Here is an 18,539-nt window from a genome sequence, read left to right on the forward strand (position 1 = left end):
GAGCATGCCACGGATATCGACACCGGCGATCAGCTCTCAGTCGCGGGCCTCACCGCAAGCCACGGCACAATCTCTGGTGACGCGGCCAACGGCTTCACATTTACACCGGACCCGAACTACAACGGCCCTGTCCAACTGAGCTACGCGGTCACCGACGGCCACGGTGGTACAGTCGCGCAGACTGCTTCGCTGACGCTTGGCGCAACGCCCGACGCGGCGGTGATCACCGGTGTTGGTGCATCCCTCAAGGAAGATGTCGGCGTTGGTACCAGCCCTGGCGATTATGGCAAGCTCCGTGCTTACGGCCAGTTCCATGTGACCGACCCGGACGGCCCCGCGGAATCGCAGTTCCCCGATAGGAGCTTTCATAACTATACTGGTTCTCTGGGTGGCAGCCTGCAGGTCAATCCAGATGGGCAATACATCTACCACCTTGACAATTCGATCGTTGATCACCTCAAGACCGGGGAAGAAGCAAAGGATCACTTTGTCATTCACAGCGTCGATGGGACCACCCATCCGGTCGAATTTACCATTGCCGGAACGAATGATGCACCCGTCGTCTATCGCAATCTCGCAACCAAATTCGAAGGCGACAATGTCTTCAACGGCCAAATCTCTGCGGGCGACCTTGACCACGACGATTCAAAGACACTGAAGTTTACCAGCGGCGCTCCGGTTGCGGGCTTCCACCTCAACAGCGACGGCAGTTACAGCTTTGATCCGTCAAACGCCGCATACCGCCACCTCAACGACGGCGATCATCAGACGATTTCCATACCGATCACGGTCACGGATACGGACGGGCTGAGTTCTACGGGAAGTCTGACGGTTCAGGTGCTTGGACGGAACGACGCGCCGGTCCTGTCGTCCGCGACGGCCAGCGCGACCGAGGACGGCAACGCCGTCACGGGGCAAATGTCGGCAACCGATGTCGATGGAAGCGTCCACACGCGGCAGTTCTCGCTCGGCCAGGCGGCACCCGCGGGGTTCACGCTGAACGCGGACGGATCCTGGAGTTTTGATCCGACCGACGCCGCCTACCAGCACCTCGCAGCCGGCGCGACGCAGCAGGTGACGATTCTGGTCACGGTAACAGACAAGCAAGGCGCGACCGACACCGAGAGCCTCGTCATCACCGTCACCGGCACCAATGATGGTCCAGCCGTACAAACGGGAGATCTTGGAGCCACGCAGCCGGGAGCAGGCAAGACCTTGTCTGCAGCAGACTTGTTGGCGGCAGTTCATGCGACCGATGTCGACACTGGCGACCAGTTATCGATTTCGAATGTACAAGTAGATCCTCAATACGGGAGCTTCCATCAATCCGGCAGCAACTGGGTCTTTACCCCGACAACTGGCGCAAGCCAAACCGACGTTCCAGTGACGATCTCAGTCACTGACGGCCATTCAACTAGTTCGACGACGGCGACACTCGACGTCACCGCTGCCCCCACCCCACCCACCGCCACGCAGGTGCATGGTTCCGGGACGACGCACCTGTCGGGGACTCTGACCGGCGGAACTGGTGGTTGGTCGATCGACAACGGACACGGTGGTGCACTGTCCTTGCAAGGACAGTATGGCACACTGACTATCGACCCAAAGACGGGGCATTTCGAATACGATTACAGGGCGCAATCCGCGGTAATCAAGAGCGGTGGCGGGGGTATGACATCCGGTCATCACACCGATACGTTCCATATACTTCAACACGGAACGCATACCTCGGACGCAGATGTGCAGGTCAACATCAATGTGCAAAGTGTGCATGGTAACAGCGGTCATCATGTGGATCACACGACCCTGATCGGAATTGATATTGTGCCGGCAACACCACCGCAACACGACGCCCCGAGTAACGATGAACCGATTTTCGAAGTCACTCTTGACGACGATGCTCAAGGCCCGTCCGCCGCCGGGCTCGGATTGACCGGCGAAATGGACGTGTCCCTCGCCGCAAGAGCGGACAGCGCGGACGATCCCGCTGGACACGATAACAGAGGCTTCGAGCCCCCCAACGGGCATCTTGGCGAGAACCCACCTCCTACCCATCACATTGACCCGGTTAACCACTATCTTGATGCAGTTGGAGCCAGTCTGCATTCCGACGTTCCAGATCAGCCACAGGATGCCGAACAGGCCAACCCTTACACCGCGGCGCTCGGGGTTGATGCTGACATCCCGACCGACGCACCTATGTTGGATCCAACAATGCTGGATGATCCCGCGACTGCCACGGATCTGAATTCAGGCAGCGCGAGCAGCGATGAAGGGATCGAACTCCCACCTGATGAACCGCTTGTTTCATTACCGGAGGAGGACGACCCTTCAGCCAACTCAGGTTAGGGTGGTGTCAGACCAATTCGAACCAGTCTCTACAAGGCCAGTGAGGCTGCCCTTTATGCCGAGCAAAGACCACGCCACTCGGCAAGAGCAGCGGTTCGATTCTGCTTGAAATGGTCTCTTCGGGAAAGGCCGCGCTCCTGATTGAAGTGATTGAAAACGGATGCATGGACGGAAACGAATTTCTGCAAACTTCGCATACGACGAAACCGTTGCATGGCTCGTTCTCGCCTTCGAAAAGGTAAGTGAGAATTCTCGGCTCGATTGTTTTTCCAACGTCCGGTTTCCTGCTTCTCCGCATTCCCGATGACTTTCATTGCCGCGCCATAAGAACGCAATTTGTCAGTGACGACGGCCGCCGGCTTGCCGTACCTTTTCATCGCTTTCTTCATAAATTTAAGGGCGGCAACCTTATCTCGGCGCTTCGTTACATAGCTTTCCAGCACCTCACCTTCGTGATCAACCGCCCGCCAAAGATAATGCTGGACGCCGTTTATTTTCACAAATACTTCGTCCAGGTGCCATCGCCAGTTTGAATAAGAGCGGAGTTGCTGAACCCGTCGCTTGCGGATTTCTGAAGCAAACAACGGGCCAAATCTGTTCCACCAGAAACGGATGGTTTCGTGGCTCACGTCGATCCCTCGTTCATGCAGCAGGTCTTCCACATTCCGAAGTGACAGCGGAAATCGAACATACATCATCACCGCCAGGCGAATGACTTCCGGACTAGTTTTGAAGTAGCGAAATGGGGAGCGTTTTGTCATAGGTAGAAGCTAAATCGACACCCTGCCAATCACAACCGAACTTCCTCTGACACCGCCCCTGCCGGAGCAAATGCTCGTTACCCGACTGCTAGGCAAAGCTCTTTCAGAGTTTCTGCAACTTGTGCCATGTAGCTGTCATCGTATCCTTCTTCATTCTCCAGAACGCTGAGAAAAGCACAGGAAACTTCGGTCTGTGTATCCACCATCAAAAACTGCCCGCCATAACCGGCGTGTCCGACCATACGGCCATCGGTCATCGTATGATTTGAGTACCGCAACCAGTTCTTTGGTGGGCTCATAGGAAGAGCCCGCCTCAAAAGAGTTTTCTGCAAGAAATCAGCATTGGCAAAAGGCTCGCCATGAACATCGTGGCCGTACCGCGCGAACAGTAGTCCAAAGCGTGCGAGGTCACGAGAGCTTAGACACGCTCCACCGGAAAAGGCAGGGTGTTGATCGGCTGATTTGCTGATGTAAAACGTACCCTCGTACCCAACCGCATCCGCTATGGCTTCGATCTCCACGCACAAAGGACGCGGGCACACGACCTGACATATCATGGTCAATACATCTGTATTGGCCGATTTGTAGGCAATCTCACCTAAATGGGTTTCAGGTCGGTACCCTGTGATGCTTCCCGCAAAATCGGCCAAGGAAATTTCTGCTTCACCTTCCGGAGGCAGTCTCCAGCCCAAAGCAATTTCCTCGGCGTAACAATCAGAGAGCGGATCGCTGTAGTCTTCGGAGAAGTCATTATCAACGGCCATATCCAGCAAGCTTTGAATCGGCGCGTTACTGTAGCCGGATCCAATATCGGGCAGATAATGTTGGACGGGTTTGTCGAGATCCAGCAATCCCTGACTGACCAGGCGTCCAACAATCAGATGGATATGCAGCTTGGTTACCGATTGGATCGAATGCGGCTGGCGAGTGGAGAAATCCGATGCACACCGCTCATAGACAATTCGATTTTTCTTGATACAAGTCAGCGCCGAAAAAGCCGTGTTGTCCACAAGCGATTTAAGGCCATCCACCCTGTCTTCTAAATCACCTCGAGGGCTTTCGGTCAGTTCCAAAACATGACGCGACCGCACCATCAGCATGCGTCGCATCAGACTGTGTGCATTGTGAAACCCATGGCGGCGATGATCTGGTTGATTCCAACGTTGTTTGTTGCCCTCTCCAACCAGAAGATCAGGATTGGGTGCGACAACGTATTTCGACATTAGTTCACCACCTTGTGCAAGAGAGCATCCACTGCAACAACGCCGTTGGCATAGACAAACATCGGGTTAACTTCGACCTCGGCTAACGTGGAGCCTTGTTCGAGAAAGCGCTGGCACAAATTGTGCAAGTTGGCGGCAATCTTGTCCAGATCGGCTTGGGTGCGTCCACGGAACCCACAAAGCAAATCTCCAACCTTCAAATTGGCAATGGCGTTGCGAATTTCCCTTGGCGTACTCGGCAGCAGCAGAGTCTGCGCATCCCCGATCAGCTCAACCAAAATACCGCCACTGCCCAATGTCAGCGCTGCACCGAACTGAGGGTCTCGCCGCAAACCGACGATCAACTCGGCTAGAGGCGGAGGGGACATTTTTTCAACAAGGTAGCGGTCTGTTACGGCGCTTGCGGCGTAGGCAGTAACGCTGGCATGCAATGTTTCAATCGCCGCCTCCAACGCAACCTCGTCTTTTATGCCCAGTGCAACAGCCCCTGCTTCGGTTTTGTGGGCGAGATCAGGGCTCATCATCTTGAGTGCTACGGGAAAGCCGATCTCGCGTGCGACATCGACTGCCTGATCGGCATTGACACCGCGCCCTCTTGGCACAGGAACGCCAGCTTCTGCCATCCAAAGCTTGCCTTCATCCTCAGTGATCATGGCGATCTCTGGCAAAGGACCAGACGCCGTCAAAGGCGCAGGCTCTGCCAGCAAAATCCGTTCGCGCGCAGCGTTCCAACTGGTAGCCTGCTGCATTGCATTTAAAGCTTCGTGGATACCCTGCATTGGAACGACGCCTTGCGAAATCAAAAGCTCTCGCGTTTCGGCATCAATGTTTTCTGGAATTGTCGCACATATCGCAGCAGGTAATCCCAACTCTCGGGCGGCTTGCGCGAAGGCACCGGCATCATTTTGATAAAACACCTTGGACTCATCAATGCCTTTGGCCGGGTAATCCTGAAGCAATATCGCGGCGTCAGCATCCATCGCCTTCAGGGCTTCTGAAAACACAGGATAGGTAAACTCCGGCTGGCCCCATATCGGCGTCGTGTAATCCAAAGGGTTCGACACAGTCGCAATGTCCGGCAACAATTCGGTCAAACTCGCAAAGCAATCCGGATTTATCTTTGGGTAACTCAGGCCGATTTTTTCGCTGTAGTCAGCAAGCATCGTTGCACCGCCACCAGAGCATGTGAAACCGGCGACTTTCGTGCCTTTTGGTGCCTCTACCACGCACAGATACTTCAGGGTCTCAAGCAACTGCGACGGGTTTGACACAGCGATTACGCCGGTGCGTTCAAACAGCGCATCATAAAGCTCATTTGACCCTGACAATGACCCTGTATGGCTGATCGTCAGAGCAGACCCAATGGTTGAGGTTCCGGTTTTCAACGCCACGACGGGTGTGTTGTTCTTAAGCGCTTTTAACGCGGCACGCTCAAAGTGAGGAATGTCACGCAATCCTTCGATATGTATCCCAATGGCGCGCACCAACGGATCATCGCTCAACACATCCAAATAGTCTTCCAAACCCATAACCGCCTGATTTCCCGCAGAAATCATATAGGCCATTGGCAAAGAACGCTGGCTCATCGTGATGTCGGACGAAAACATGCCAGACTGCGTAATGATTGCAGCACCGTAGCCCGGCGAGCCGCCACCATGCTCAAAGGGCCAGAGCGCCGAGTTGCCAATGTAGTTGATCAAGCCGTAACAATTTGGGCCGATTAACGCCATTTCACCTGCGGCTTGGATCAGGGCCTCTTCGGCCTCGGCTCCGTCTTTGCCGGCTTCCTTGAAACCCGCTGCATAGCAGGCGATCCCGCCCGCCCCCATGTCAGACAATTGCTTGATCGCCGCGACTGCTGGCTGGGCAGGAATGGCCAAAAACACAGCATCCGGAGCACACGGAAGGTCGCTGATTGTTGGAAAGCATTTCAGACCGGCCAGCGTTTCGCGCTTGGGATTTACGGCCCACATTTCCCCTTTAAATCCGCGCCGGCGCGCTTCATTGATCGCGGTGATTGCATCCTGACCGCCCACAAAAGCAATCTGCTTTGGGTTTAGAAGACGGTCAAAATTCCTGCGCCTTTCCGGAGTCATGCACCAAGCGGCCTTAGGATTGAACGCGTGATGATATGGCGTTGAATTTCACTTGTTCCATCCCAAATGCGTTCAATTCGGCTATCGCGCCACAAACGCTGAATGGGGAGTTCTTCCATAAGCCCCATGCCGCCAAAAATCTGTACGGTGTCATCCGCAACTTTGTTGAGCATTTCCGAACAGTAAACTTTGACCATGGCTGCGTCCTGATCTTCCATCATGCCTGCATCAGCCCGACGCACAGCATCGGCGACCAACAAATCCGCTGTGCGCAAACCTATGGTCATATCTGCAAGGCGAAAACCTGTGGCCTGAAAGCTGCCGATTGGCTTGCCAAATTGTTTGCGGTTCGCAGCCCAATCGGTTGCCAATTCCAGCATCCTCTCAGCCTTGCCGCAACAAGTGGCACCAACCCAAATGCGCCCCATGCCGAGCCACTGACCAGCAAGATCAAAGCCCTTGCCCTCTTCGCCCAGTACTTGCCCGGGTCCTAGGCGCACGTCTTCAAAAATCAGCTCATAGGTCTTGTAGCCACGGTTCGAGACACATTTATTGCCTTCGCGAAACACCACACCTGGCATGTCCCGGTCCACCAGAAAGGCCGTGATCCGTTTGCGATTGCCGCTAGGCGTTTCATCCATGCCGGTCACGGCAAAGACGATCGCAAAATCCGCCATCGTTGGCGCCGAGATAAAGTGTTTTGACCCGTTCAGGATCCAGTCGTTTCCATCACGGCGTGCATTGGTTTTCATACCCATCGCATCAGACCCGGCTTCGGGCTCAGTGAGGGCAAACAACTCACGTTTTTCTCCGGTGACACAGGGCGCTAGATAGGTATCAATCTGATCGCCCTGGCAGGCCATCAACAATTCAGTTGGGCGCGCGATCCACGAATGCAAAGCATGGCTGGTTCTACCAAATTCGCGCTCAACCAGTGATGATTGAGTGTAATTCAGACCGCCGCCGCCGACACTTTCAGGAAGGTTGGATGCATATAGGCCCAGCTCCTTGGACTTAGCCTCAATCTCACGACCTATCTCTTCAGGAACTTCTCCCAATGTGTCAGTGACTTCTTCGTGAGGGATAACGACGTCGGCGATAAATCCGCGCACAGTGTTTTGAAGAAGCTCGTCTTCATGCGAAATGGTCATGCTCATTTCGATCTCCAGTTAGGCTTTGGTGTCGCTAGCGCTGCGGCGCGACATAAATGCCGAAAACGCAAAGGCTAGGATAGTGATGGCGATCAAAACCACGGCAGCTGCGGCCACAGTTGGATCTGTGTTTTCGCGAATGCCGTTCCACATACGACGCGGCAAGGTGTAGACGCTGAACTTTGAAATAAAGAGCGTTACAACAATCTCATCCCAGCTGAGGATAAAGGCAAAAAGCGCCCCCGCGTAGACCCCTGGCTTGACCGAAGGCAGGATCACCCTGCGCATAGTCGTCCAGTTGGATGCACCTAGGTTCTTGGATGCCTGTTCAAGCTTGGGATCAAAGTTCGCCAAAGACGCGCTGACTGTGATCAGAACCATTGGTGTCGCTAGGATTGTGTGAGCGAGTATCAGACCGATGTAACTGTCGATTATGCCCATCGGAATCCAAAGGCGGTAAAATGCCATGGCCGAAATGATTTGCGGTATGATCAGCGGCAGCAGCAAAAAAGCACGCACAACTTCACTGTATTTTGACGACACTCGCCACAAGCCAATCGCGCACAGTGTGCCCAGCGCGGTTGCGAGAACCGAAGTCGAGATGCCGATAGTGGCACTTTGGAAGAAACTCGACATCCATTCAGGGCTGCTAAACAGCTTTTCGAAATGCCGCAGAGACAACTCGTCTTTGGGCATTGAGAGAAATCGTTTCGGTGTCAACGAAACTGGAATGGCGATCAAGGCTGGCGTGACAAGAAACAACAATAGGATCCATGCGCCTGCGCGGTTGAAGAGAGAGAAAAACCCGGTTTTCATCACGCGCTCCCTCCGAATACTGCGCTGAGCTTCATAAATCGCGACATGATGTAGAGCATCGCCAGCACTCCAAAGAGCATGAGGCCAGCGAGCATCGCCGCAGTTCCCCATTTGAGCGTCACAAGCAATTGTACCGAGATATATTCAGCAATCATCAGCACCTTGCCACCGCCCAAAACAGCGGGTGTCACGTAAAATCCAAGGCTCAGGATAAAGATCAGTAAAGAGGATGCGACGATCCCTGGCAGGGTCAGCGGCAGATAAACCCTCATAAAAGTCTGTTGCCCTGAAGCACCAAGGTTACGCGAGGCATCCATGACGCGCATGTCCAGCGACTGCATATTCACCAGCAGAGGCAGCACCGCATACGGGATCATGTAGTGGATCATGCCGATCAGAACGCCCAGTTCATTTCGCATGAACGCAATTGGTTCTGAGATAACGCCCATCCCTTCCAACGCGTTGTTTACCAATCCGCGATGTCCCAGCAGCATTAGCCAAGAAAACGTACGCACAAGTATGGAAATCCAGAACGACACCAGAAGCAGCGTCAGCATGTAACTCTTTTGTTTCTGGTGGCAGTGCACCATGGCATAGGCGATGGAGTACCCCAGCAGCACACTTCCTACAGTAGTGATCAGACAAATCCGGATAGTCGTCCAGAAAATGCGCAGCAATGAGTCACTCACGAACAGTTTGCGGTAGTTTCCCATTCCCGGCTCGGGGTCAGTCACGCTCAGCCACAGGATGTTCAAAATCGGGCCAAGATACAGAGCAATGACCAGCAATAAAAACGGTGCCACAAGCAACCATCCGGGGTGTAAGCTTTTTCTTATCGCGTTCATTGGTTCTTTGATCCGCAGTCTAAAGGTTTTGAGCCTTGCCCAAACAAATGTTCGGGCAAGGTGTTATTGGATCAGCTAATTGCTTCGAGGAACGCGTTCACGGCATCGCCACCGTTTTCACCCCACCATGTTGGATCATTGAAGGCAACGCCATCAATGTTCATAGCCGAAGTAATGGCATAGGGTTGCTGACCTTCGGGGATATTATCGAATGCAGCAGGGTTTGAAGGTGTCATGCCAAGGCAATCAAGCAGTTGCAGTTGAGCATCCGGATCCTGTGCCTGAGCAATGAACTTCATGATCTCTTCGCGACCGGCCGGGTTTCCCTTGGGCACGATATACGCACCTGGCATCGCCAGCGCCTGGTTCATTACCAGCTTGTAGCGACCTTCAGTATCCTCTTCGATGTTACGTCCACGGTTCTGCCAAACCATGCCCATAGAGACTTCGCCGTTGACACACATCGAATGCGCCTCGGCCCCGGACCCCCAGTACAGGCTGTCGTTCTTCATGCCTTTGATCTTGTTCAGGGCACGATCCATGTCCAGCGGATACAGGGCATCTTTGTCCACGCCATCAGCCATCAGGGCCGCTTCGAGTGAGCCATTGGCCCATTTGTAGAGCGAACGTTTGCCGGGGAACTTGGCTGTGTCAAAGAAATCAGCCCAGGAATTGGGTGGATTGTCGCCATAGGCTTCGGTGTCATAAACAAAGGCATAGCCATAAAGAATGATCGAAACACCGTGCTCCAACGCATAGTTTGGCAGGGTTTTGTCTTTGCTGACCACGTTGTAATCGATGGGTTCAAGATGGCCCGTCGGGCCAAGCGCGACGGCATCGAACAAGTCTGCATCGCAGACGTCGGCAGTGACATTGCCGCTGTCGACCATTTCTTTGATCTTACCCTGCAGCGGGCCAGATGTGTCAAAGCGCAAAGGAAGACCGCCTGCAGCTTCGTGTGGTTTGCCGATTGCACCACCGTGGCATTCTTCGGACTGACCGCCCCAGTTCCACATTACGATGTAATCTGCGGCTGCTTCCGCGCCACCGGGAAAGCTTGCTGCCGAAGCGAATCCGGTCATCGCGCAAAGGGTCAAAAAGCCACGGCGATTCAATCTGCCTTCTTTAAAGGCTTTTGCCCCGTCCACGAGGGTCTCGCGCATAAACTGCTTGTCTTGCATAGTCAGTCTCCTTGTTGGTTCGCCGGTTCATTGCCGGCAATTGAAAAACGACACCATTGATTGGCGTTCTGTTAGTTGGTTATTTTATTATTCTTCAAGCTTCACGGCAGCGCCTTTATCCCAAAACAGGTCGGCACTTTGGCCTTCCGCAAGAGGATCTCGATTGCGCCATGAATCAATATCTACTTCCAGCTCTTCGCCGTCGGTGGTCAGGAACATGATCCTTTGCATCGATCCAAAATAAGTGATCGACTGGATGGTCCCGCTAAGGCGTGGTTCACCTTCTCCCGTGCCTGATGGGCGAATATCGATCTTTTCGGGCCGCAACGCATAGACACCGTCCGAACGGTGCAAGAAATTGCTTTTCCCAAGGAACCCGGCCGCGAATTCGTTGATCGGCTTTTCATACAGCTCATAAGGTGTGCCAACCTGTTCAACAGCGCCGTCGCGCATGATAACAATGCGGTCTGACATCGACAGGGCTTCTTCTTGATCGTGCGTCACGTAGATAAAGGTGGTGCCCACCCTTCTGTGAATGTCTTTTAGCTGATCCTGCACTTCGACGCGCAATTTCTTGTCGAGCGCACCAAGCGGCTCATCCAACAATAGCACGGGCGGCTCAAAACAAAGCGCACGTGCCAAAGCCACCCTCTGCTGCTGCCCACCAGACAGCTGGCCTGGCTTGCGATCCGCAAATTCTGTGAGTTGCACCAGGTCCAGCATTTCGTTCACTTTTTCGCGGATCTCGCTCTCGGGGCGTTTGCGCACGCTCAGCGCATACCCAACGTTCTCCCGCACGGTCATATGCGGGAAAAGGGCATACCCCTGAAACACCATGCCAAAGTTGCGCTTTTCGGCCGGCACGTCCGATATTGAATTGCCGTCCAAAGCAATGTCCCCGGTGGTGATATCGAGGAAACCAGCTATCATCATCAAAAGCGTTGTCTTGCCCGATCCGGACGGTCCCAAAAGGGTCAGAAACTCTCCACGCTGAATTTCAAGATCGATACCGTCGACCGCGCAAAACGTGCCAAAATACTTGGAGACGTTTCGGACTTGAAGGCTGCCTTTATCACTGTTGGCTTCAAACATCTTAGGTCTCCGCCCCGCGCAATTTAAGCTTGTCGCGCGCTTCCTGAGGTGTCACCGCACGTCCCCCCATACGTTCGATGATCTCGATTACGCGTGTCACCAATTGACCGTTCGTGGCCAGAACGCCCCGGTCAAGAAACAGGTTGTCTTCCAAACCGACACGAACATTGCCGCCCATCGCGACAGCTGCGGCCGCCATTGGCATCTGCATCCGAGAAATTCCAAACCCAGCCCAGCTTGCATCAATAGGAAGATGATCTTTCATCACCTTCATGGTGTCGACGCTTTGATCCGCACCCCATGGAATACCTAGGCAAATCTGGAACATGGGCGGATCGGCAATCAGGCCCTCGTTAATCATTTGGCGTGCAAACCGAATATGGCCCAGTTCAAACACTTCCAGTTCGGGTTTCACACCCCACTCGCGCACTTTCTCGGCCATGTAGCGCAATGTGGGCGGTGTCGAAATATAGATGTTGTCACCATCCCCAAAGTTCAGCGTCCCGCAGTCCAACGAACAAATATCCGGGCGGCATTCTTCGATGTGGATCAGACGTTCTTCGGCGCTGATCATGTCGGTGCCCGGACCCGGCATCGCCGGATTGTCGGCATCCTGAATCCAATCACCGCCCATGCCGGCCGTGAGGTTGATAATCACATCGGTGTCGCTGTCGCGAACACGATCAACCACTTCTTTGAACAGCTTCGGATCACGCGATCCCTGCCCGGTTTCTGGATCACGAACATGAATGTGCGCCACCGCAGCGCCAGCCTTGGCAGCTTCAATTGCAGCGTCTGCAACTTCCTTGGGCGTAACCGGCACATGCGGGCTACGATCGGTGGTAGCTCCTGCTCCCGTGACCGCGCAGGTCACAACAACATCGTAATTCATCGTCGCGTTTCCTTGTTCTTTCTTCCATTGTGGTGAACGAGGCAACAAATTATTTGTCGATTATTCGCCTATAATTGCCTAATAGTGACGAAATTTCGTACCTTTTTCGGGAATCATCGGGGAGCCAAAAATGGATGTGGAATTCGATCAGCTTACTGAACGCGGAGAGACTCACATGGTCTTCGTCGTTATTCCGCGATTCAATTTGGGCACCTTGGTCAACATGATCGAGACAATGCGAATTGCGAACTACTTGTCATCACAAAAATCCTTTTCTTGGGAGGTCGTGTCCTTCGAAGAGGAGCGTGTCATAGCCAGCAGCGGCATAACGGTGAAGGCCTCAACCGACGTAGAAAACGTGCGCCCCGCAAGCTATGTTTTTGTTCTGGCAAGCTGGGGAGGGGAGCATTACGACAACCGTAACCTGCTGTCGTGGATCCGAAGACGCTCACGTCAGGGCGAAACAATCTGTGCTGTGGAGCTCGGGTGTTATCCCGTCGCAAAGGCCGGTCTATTGGCCGAAAAAGAAGCGACAACACACTGGTCTTGGATGAATGGCTTTCAAGAGACGTTTGACAACATTGACGTCAAAGAACAGGTGTTCACCACCAGCAATCGGGTTCTGACCTGTGCGGGTGCAATGGCTGTTGTGGATCTGATGTTATACATCATCGAAACCATTCACGGCAGCGCCTTTTCTGGCGAAATTGCCGACCAGATGATGGTCCATTCAATACGCGAAAAAACTGCGCCTCAACGAAGAACCATGGGCCATGGGACTGTGACCTTACCTCCAGTAATCCGCGAGGCTATCTCGCTGATTGAACGCAATATCGAGGAGCCATTGAGCGTGCCCGAAGTCGCGGAGGCACTGGGTGTTTCGCAAAGGCAGCTTGAGCGAAATTTCAAGAAGCAGATTGGTTGCACGGTAGTTCAGTTCAGTCTCTTGTTGCGATTGCAACGCGCGCGGCTTTTGCTGATCTCGACCACTTTGAGCGTGCGTGAAATCGCCACCGCATCTGGCTTTAACACCCTTTCTCACTTTGCCTATTCATTTGGAAGGTTCTTCGACAGACGACCTTCCGAGTATCGCGAAGCCTGGCCCCAAGATGAATCCGCCCCCAGTTGGCCGGGTACGCTCTCGGAATTCATCGCCTCTTTGCAACTAAAGCAGCGGAATCAAAATACCCCATAACCTGGTCGGTAACGGGGTATTTTACTAAATTGCTTTTGATGTCTGCTCAGTTGTCTTCTCTCGACGATCTGAGTGCATTCAAAAGCGCAACAATCTCTTTGTCGCGTTGAGCAGCCATGTCGGAAAAGTGCTGATCGCCAGCGATCTCATTACATCCATCAACCATACGATCCCGTAGGTTTTGAGTGAGTTCCGGAGCCTCAAGCCGCGTCCATGGCAACTTCAGTGCCGGACCAAACTGATCGAGGTTTGTGGCCATGCCACCTTCTCCACATGCCACATGAAAAGCCATGCATTGCCCCTGTGCCATCATGCGTGGTGCCGGTCCATTCATCAGGGCAATGTCAATGTCTTCCGGCGTGGCTTCGCCATTGGCAACCATGTGCAACGCTTCACGCCACAGGGCTTCTTGGAGGCGCGTGGCGACAAAGCCGGGGATTTCTTTTTTCATCATCAACGGCGCCTTGCCAGCAATGCGATAAAACTCTCCGGCCCAATGAACGGCATCGGGTGCTGTGTCGTCACCGCCCACGATCTCGACCAATGGCAAAAGATAGGGCGGATTGAACGGGTGGCCAATCACGCAACGCTCTGGCGTGCAACATTTAGCTTGAATGTCGCTCATCATCAGACCCGAAGTCGATGAGCCGATAACCACATTCGCGGGAACGATCTCGCCCAGCCTGCGATAAAGTTCTTGCTTCATCTCCAAATTTTCGGGCGCGCTTTCCTGAATGAACTCTGCGCCTTCAACCGCCTCTTCGATATCAGTCTCAATGGTCAGCCGATCCAGAGAGGCACCCTCGGCCAGGCCCAGAGCAGTCAGGCTGATCCAGGCGGTATCCAAAATGGTGCGAAAGGCAGGAATTTCGTCTTCACTGTGAAGATAGGTGGTGACGTCATAACCGCGCGCCAGAAAATGCGCGGTCCAGCCGCCCCCGATGGGCCCGCCGCCAATGCTGGCAACGCGCCTCACGTCCTGAGGGTTGGGATACATGCTATTTGCCCTTAAAGTTGGGTTCGCGCTTTTCGACGAATGCCGCCACACCTTCTGCCGCATCATCCGATTTCAGCATCTTGCGGTAAACCGGCATCGGATCGGTGCGCATTTTGTGGAACGCCTCTTCCAATGGCACGCATTCAATGGTGCGCTGTACCTCTTTGACGCTTTGCATCGCCAGCGGAGCGGACCACGCCAACGATGCCGCCCATTCGCGGGCTGCTTCCATCAGTTGATCTTTGGGCACAACTTTGTTGACCAGGCCATAATGCGCAGCCTCAGCCGCGGGCATGCGACGGCCCAGATAGAACATCTCCATCGCGATATTGTGTGGTATGCGCCGTGGCAGGCGCTGCAGAGCACCGGCATCAGGCACGATGCCCAGCGGCATTTCGGGCAAACCAAATTCGACGTGATCGGCCGCAATCAGCAGATCACAGGCCAGCGCCATCTCAAACCCGCCGCCAATGGCCAGACCATTGATCGCGGCTATCACCGGTTTGTTCAGAAACCAGTTTTCGGTCAGGCCGGTGAAACCGCCGTCGCCGTAATCGTCCGTTTCCCACCAGTTATCGAGCTGCATTTCGCCCGAATTCAGGGCCTTGAGGTCCCACCCTGCGGAAAAGATCTTGTCCCCTCCGCAGGTCAGAATGGCGACCCGAAGCTCCGGGTCGTCATGCAGTTCTTTGAAAGCCGCCGCGAGAGCCTGAGAAGTAGCAACATCAATCGCATTGACCTTTGGCCGGTCTAACGTGATCTCCAATACATGCCCGTCGCGCCGGGTTGTGACACCTTCTGTCATGTTGTTTTCCTGTTCTTACGTGTTTAGCTGCGTTTCCAAGACTAACCTTTAAGAAAAGGCAGGCATGACTTTGTCACAGAACAGCTCGAGCGAGCGTTTTTGTTCTTTGTGCCCCAAACCAAGGCTGGCGTAGTAAATATAGTTATCGACACCGATGTCCTGATATCCTTTCAGCTTTTCAATCACTCCGTCTGGTGTGCCGAACATCAGGTTCTCGGTCAGCATGTCGGCGTCGTACTCGGCCCGGTTTTCAAGGCTTTCCAGCGCAACCGGCTTGGCAAAGCCGTTTTCAACATCGCCTAAGTTTTTGAAGTAATTCTCAAACTGCCCCAATTGAACACGCGCCGCATTGAGCGGCACGGTCACATCTTCGGGCCGATCGTAAACGGCAGTGTGGCGCATCATTGCCATCTGAGGGCGTTTACAGCCGGGGTTGTTGTCAACCGCCTCTTGCAGGCGTTCCATATACAGTGCGGCTTCACTCATCGGGCGAGTCAGTGGCCAAGACTGGATGTTGTAGCCGTTTTTGACGGCATAATCGAAGGTAATCGGCGCACGCGCCGCGACCCAGATCGGCACGTCCTTTTGTACCGGCTTTGGTACCGAAGTCGACGTCGGGTAAGACCAGAACTCTCCGTCCAGCGCGTGATCGCCAGCCCAGAGCGCGCGCACTGCAGGCAGCATTTCCTGCATGTAACGCCAGGCATCCGATTGTTTCAGGCCCGGATGCATGCGGTCAAACTCGCGCTGGTACGCGCCGGATCCGATGCCAAATTCCAGACGTCCATCGCTGAGAAGATCAGTCATAGCGGCTTCGCCAGCCAAGCGGATCGGAGACCAGTATGGCGCCACGGCCACAGCCGTGCCAAGACGGATTTTACTGGTGTGTTCCGCCCACCAGGTCAAAAGTTGGAACGGGTTTGGGGCAATGGTCATTTCCATGGCATGGTGCTCTGCCGCCCAGACGACATCAAAACCGCCCTGTTCAGCCATTTTCACCATATCTAGTGTGTGATCGCGGACCGTCTTCATATCAAGGCTCGGGTCCATGCGCTCCATGTTAACTGCAAGTTGGAACTTCATAGGTCTTACTCCGTGTTTCGCTGAAATCAGCGCATGACAAAAGGATTGGCAATCGGCTCATCCGATGTATTCATCCAGACCGTTTTCGGTCTGGTGTAGTCGTAGATCGCTTGTAACCCTGCTTCGCGGCCATAGCCGGAACCTTTATTGCCTCCAAACTCTGCAATCGGTGACACCATGCGATAGGTATTGACCCAGACGATGCCAGCGCGCACTGCGCTTGACATACGCAGGCTTCGCGCGCTGTCCTTTGTGAAAATACCTGCAGCAAGGCCAAGCTCGCTGTCGTTGGCCAAGGCGAGAACTTCCTCTTCGGTTTTAAAGCGCTGAACGCTGAGAACCGGGCCAAACAATTCTGTTTCGACAATACGCATGTCCTGGCGCGGGCATTCAATAATTGTGGGCTCATAGAACAATCCCCCAAGGCCTTCTGGTTGCTTGCCGCCAACAAGAACGGTGCCACCTTCGCTTTGGGCATGCGCTACCTCGGTCTTGATATGATCAAGCTGTCCTTGAGTGCAGAGTGGGCCCATCTGGGTTTCTTCAGCCAGCGGATCACCAATCAAAATGCTACGGGTAATCTCTGTCATACGTTCAAGGAACTCATCCGCGATATCTTCGTGCAGATAGAGGCGTGATCCCGCGACACAACTCTGGCCAGTGGCCCCAAAAATTCCCGCGATTGAGGCATTGACCGCGCTTTCGATATTGGCGTCGTCAAAGACAATGAAAGGCGATTTTCCGCCCAGTTCGAGTGAGACTTCGGCAAAGTTCTGTTTCGAGTTTTCCAACACCAGGCGCGCGGCATTTGGCCCCCCGGTAAAGGAAATTCGGGCAACCTGCGGATGGCTGGTCAGAACCTTTCCACAAGGGTCTCCGTGCCCCGAAACGATGTTGACCACGCCAGGCGGAAAACCGGCCTCTTCGATCAGGTCGCCAAACTCCAGCATTGCAGCCGAGGCATGCTCCGAGGCTTTCAAGACCACAGTATTGCCTGCCGCAAGCGCCGGGCCAATCTTAACGGCGACCAGGAACAATTGTGAATTCCATGGCACGACGGCGGCCACAACTCCCAATGGTTCGCGTTTGGTAAAGACAAACATGTCCGGCTTGTCGATGGGCAGGGTCTCGCCGCTGACCTTGTCGGCGCAGCCAGCGTAAAAGTGGAAATACTCGGCAATGTACTTGGCTTGCCAGCGTGTCTCCTTGAACATTTTACCACTGTCGATCGATTCAGTGCGGCCCAAATCTTCGGATTTCTCCGCCAGAAGATCCGCCAGTTTACGCAGACAGCGCCCGCGTTCAGTTGGTGTCATTCCTGCCCAAGGGCCGCTGTCAAATGCGCGAAAAGCTGCCTCAACTGCGCGGTCCACGTCTTCGGCTGTGGCCTCTGGAACGCGGCTCCAAACTTCACCTGTAGCAGGGTTAATACTGTCAAACGTTTTGCCGTCAGATGCGCCGACCCAATCGCCGTCGATCAACATTTTGTAAGTTCTGATGTCGCCCATGTTGCGGTTCCTTTTCGTCCCGTGATTCTCATTCTTGCCGGTTCAACGTGCTTAACATGCGTAATTTCGTCGTATTGTGTCGAATTTTGGTAACAAAATGCCCTAAAACGCCGTCTAACCTTTTCGTAAGGGAGACTGCGAAATGGCGAACAAGAAACAAATCATAGGAAAACCACTTGAGATCGGAGGTCGGGTTTTGTCACTTTCACGGGCAATTCGGGCCGGTGATTTTGTGTTTCTAACGGGTCAAATACCGATGCAGAATGGCATGCCGATGACCACTGGCACAGTCGAGGATCAAACCCGCGCAATTCTGGAAGACATCAAGACAACGCTGGCAGACGCCGGGTGTGAGCTGGGAGATGTTGTGAAATCTATGGTCTGGCTGCGCGACCGGTCTGACTTTCCGGGCTTCAATGAAGTTTACGGAAAATACTTTCCAGTTGAGCCTCCAACCCGCTCGGCGGTGGTCAGCGATTTGTTGGTCGATGTCAGGGTCGAGGTTGAAGTTGTGGCCTACCGCCCTTTGCAGGACGATGCATAAC

16 protein-coding genes are annotated in these 18,539 nt (G+C 54.0%); 3 read left to right on the top strand and 13 right to left on the bottom strand.

Annotation, left to right across the window (positions count from 1 at the left end; genetic code table 11):
• A partial coding sequence (locus Q0932_RS19680; RefSeq protein WP_299356829.1) for a VCBS domain-containing protein occupies positions 1 to 2,349 on the top strand: 2,349 nt, incomplete at its 5' end.
• Positions 2,350 to 2,402: 53 nt separating this feature from the next.
• Here Q0932_RS19680 and Q0932_RS19685 read toward each other — a convergent pair.
• The 9 genes from Q0932_RS19685 to Q0932_RS19725 all read right to left on the bottom strand — a co-directional run bounded on the left by Q0932_RS19685 (position 2,403) and on the right by Q0932_RS19725 (position 12,406).
• Entirely contained in the window at positions 2,403 to 3,110 is a 708-nt protein-coding gene (locus tag Q0932_RS19685) for an IS6 family transposase (protein ID WP_299356831.1), read from the bottom strand.
• 77 nt (positions 3,111 to 3,187) lie between these two features.
• On the bottom strand, positions 3,188 to 4,219 hold the full coding sequence (locus Q0932_RS19690) for a serine hydrolase domain-containing protein (protein ID WP_299356833.1): 1,032 nt from the start codon (positions 4,217 to 4,219) through the stop codon (positions 3,188 to 3,190).
• Positions 4,220 to 4,332: 113 nt separating this feature from the next.
• Positions 4,333 to 6,429, bottom strand: a complete 2,097-nt coding sequence (locus tag Q0932_RS19695) for an acetate--CoA ligase family protein (protein WP_299356835.1) — start codon at positions 6,427 to 6,429, stop codon at positions 4,333 to 4,335.
• Positions 6,426 to 7,586 (bottom strand): acyl-CoA dehydrogenase, encoded by a 1,161-nt coding sequence (locus Q0932_RS19700; protein ID WP_299356837.1) that lies wholly within the window; start codon positions 7,584 to 7,586, stop codon positions 6,426 to 6,428. Before Q0932_RS19700 ends, Q0932_RS19695 begins: the two co-directional genes overlap by 4 nt.
• A gap of 12 nt (positions 7,587 to 7,598) precedes the next feature.
• Positions 7,599 to 8,396, bottom strand: coding sequence for an ABC transporter permease (locus Q0932_RS19705; protein WP_299356839.1), 798 nt, complete (start codon positions 8,394 to 8,396; stop codon positions 7,599 to 7,601).
• Positions 8,396 to 9,199 carry an ABC transporter permease gene (locus Q0932_RS19710; protein ID WP_299356841.1) on the bottom strand — a complete coding sequence of 268 codons (804 nt, stop codon included), beginning with the start codon at positions 9,197 to 9,199 and terminating at the stop codon, positions 8,396 to 8,398. Before Q0932_RS19710 ends, Q0932_RS19705 begins: the two co-directional genes overlap by 1 nt.
• A gap of 113 nt (positions 9,200 to 9,312) precedes the next feature.
• Positions 9,313 to 10,422, bottom strand: a complete 1,110-nt coding sequence (locus Q0932_RS19715) for an extracellular solute-binding protein (protein ID WP_299356843.1) — start codon at positions 10,420 to 10,422, stop codon at positions 9,313 to 9,315.
• A gap of 87 nt (positions 10,423 to 10,509) precedes the next feature.
• Entirely contained in the window at positions 10,510 to 11,514 is a 1,005-nt protein-coding gene (locus Q0932_RS19720) for an ABC transporter ATP-binding protein (protein ID WP_299356845.1), read from the bottom strand.
• 1 nt (position 11,515) lies between these two features.
• Positions 11,516 to 12,406, bottom strand: coding sequence for a 3-keto-5-aminohexanoate cleavage protein (locus Q0932_RS19725; RefSeq protein WP_299356847.1), 891 nt, complete (start codon positions 12,404 to 12,406; stop codon positions 11,516 to 11,518).
• A 130-nt stretch (positions 12,407 to 12,536) separates the two neighbouring features.
• Between Q0932_RS19725 and Q0932_RS19730 the strand changes: the two genes are divergently transcribed.
• Entirely contained in the window at positions 12,537 to 13,601 is a 1,065-nt protein-coding gene (locus Q0932_RS19730; protein ID WP_299356849.1) for a GlxA family transcriptional regulator, read from the top strand.
• Between the two features lie 46 nt (positions 13,602 to 13,647).
• Here the strand turns inward: Q0932_RS19730 and Q0932_RS19735 are convergent, their stop codons facing one another.
• Genes Q0932_RS19735 through Q0932_RS19750 form a run of 4 tightly spaced genes read right to left on the bottom strand, consistent with a single transcriptional unit; the run spans position 13,648 to position 17,994 of the window.
• Entirely contained in the window at positions 13,648 to 14,598 is a 951-nt protein-coding gene (locus tag Q0932_RS19735) for a 3-hydroxyacyl-CoA dehydrogenase NAD-binding domain-containing protein (protein WP_299356851.1), read from the bottom strand.
• 1 nt (position 14,599) lies between these two features.
• Positions 14,600 to 15,403 (bottom strand): carnitinyl-CoA dehydratase, encoded by an 804-nt coding sequence (locus Q0932_RS19740; RefSeq protein WP_299356853.1) that lies wholly within the window; start codon positions 15,401 to 15,403, stop codon positions 14,600 to 14,602.
• Between the two features lie 48 nt (positions 15,404 to 15,451).
• Positions 15,452 to 16,486 (bottom strand): LLM class flavin-dependent oxidoreductase, encoded by a 1,035-nt coding sequence (locus tag Q0932_RS19745; protein WP_299356855.1) that lies wholly within the window; start codon positions 16,484 to 16,486, stop codon positions 15,452 to 15,454.
• A 26-nt stretch (positions 16,487 to 16,512) separates the two neighbouring features.
• Entirely contained in the window at positions 16,513 to 17,994 is a 1,482-nt protein-coding gene (locus Q0932_RS19750; RefSeq protein WP_299356857.1) for an aldehyde dehydrogenase, read from the bottom strand.
• Positions 17,995 to 18,136: 142 nt separating this feature from the next.
• On the opposite strand from Q0932_RS19750, the gene Q0932_RS19755 reads away from it, so the two are divergent.
• Positions 18,137 to 18,538 (top strand): RidA family protein, encoded by a 402-nt coding sequence (locus Q0932_RS19755; protein ID WP_299356859.1) that lies wholly within the window; start codon positions 18,137 to 18,139, stop codon positions 18,536 to 18,538.
• The last annotated feature ends 1 nt before the right edge of the window (position 18,539 follow it).

The organism is uncultured Shimia sp., from assembly GCF_947498095.1.
GTDB lineage: Bacteria > Pseudomonadota > Alphaproteobacteria > Rhodobacterales > Rhodobacteraceae > Shimia.

Coding starts and splice junctions, on each gene's coding strand:
- Q0932_RS19740 (WP_299356853.1), bottom strand. CDS start 15,403: ATGACAGAAGGTGTCACAACCCGGCGCGACGGGCATGTATTGGAGATC.
- Q0932_RS19685 (WP_299356831.1), bottom strand. CDS start 3,110: ATGACAAAACGCTCCCCATTTCGCTACTTCAAAACTAGTCCGGAAGTC.
- Q0932_RS19690 (WP_299356833.1), bottom strand. CDS start 4,219: ATGCGACGCATGCTGATGGTGCGGTCGCGTCATGTTTTGGAACTGACC.
- Q0932_RS19720 (WP_299356845.1), bottom strand. CDS start 11,514: ATGTTTGAAGCCAACAGTGATAAAGGCAGCCTTCAAGTCCGAAACGTC.
- Q0932_RS19695 (WP_299356835.1), bottom strand. CDS start 6,429: ATGACTCCGGAAAGGCGCAGGAATTTTGACCGTCTTCTAAACCCAAAG.
- Q0932_RS19725 (WP_299356847.1), bottom strand. CDS start 12,406: ATGAATTACGATGTTGTTGTGACCTGCGCGGTCACGGGAGCAGGAGCT.
- Q0932_RS19705 (WP_299356839.1), bottom strand. CDS start 8,396: ATGAAAACCGGGTTTTTCTCTCTCTTCAACCGCGCAGGCGCATGGATC.
- Q0932_RS19700 (WP_299356837.1), bottom strand. CDS start 7,586: ATGAGCATGACCATTTCGCATGAAGACGAGCTTCTTCAAAACACTGTG.
- Q0932_RS19715 (WP_299356843.1), bottom strand. CDS start 10,422: ATGCAAGACAAGCAGTTTATGCGCGAGACCCTCGTGGACGGGGCAAAA.
- Q0932_RS19745 (WP_299356855.1), bottom strand. CDS start 16,486: ATGAAGTTCCAACTTGCAGTTAACATGGAGCGCATGGACCCGAGCCTT.
- Q0932_RS19735 (WP_299356851.1), bottom strand. CDS start 14,598: ATGTATCCCAACCCTCAGGACGTGAGGCGCGTTGCCAGCATTGGCGGC.
- Q0932_RS19730 (WP_299356849.1), top strand. CDS start 12,537: ATGGATGTGGAATTCGATCAGCTTACTGAACGCGGAGAGACTCACATG.
- Q0932_RS19755 (WP_299356859.1), top strand. CDS start 18,137: ATGGCGAACAAGAAACAAATCATAGGAAAACCACTTGAGATCGGAGGT.
- Q0932_RS19750 (WP_299356857.1), bottom strand. CDS start 17,994: ATGGGCGACATCAGAACTTACAAAATGTTGATCGACGGCGATTGGGTC.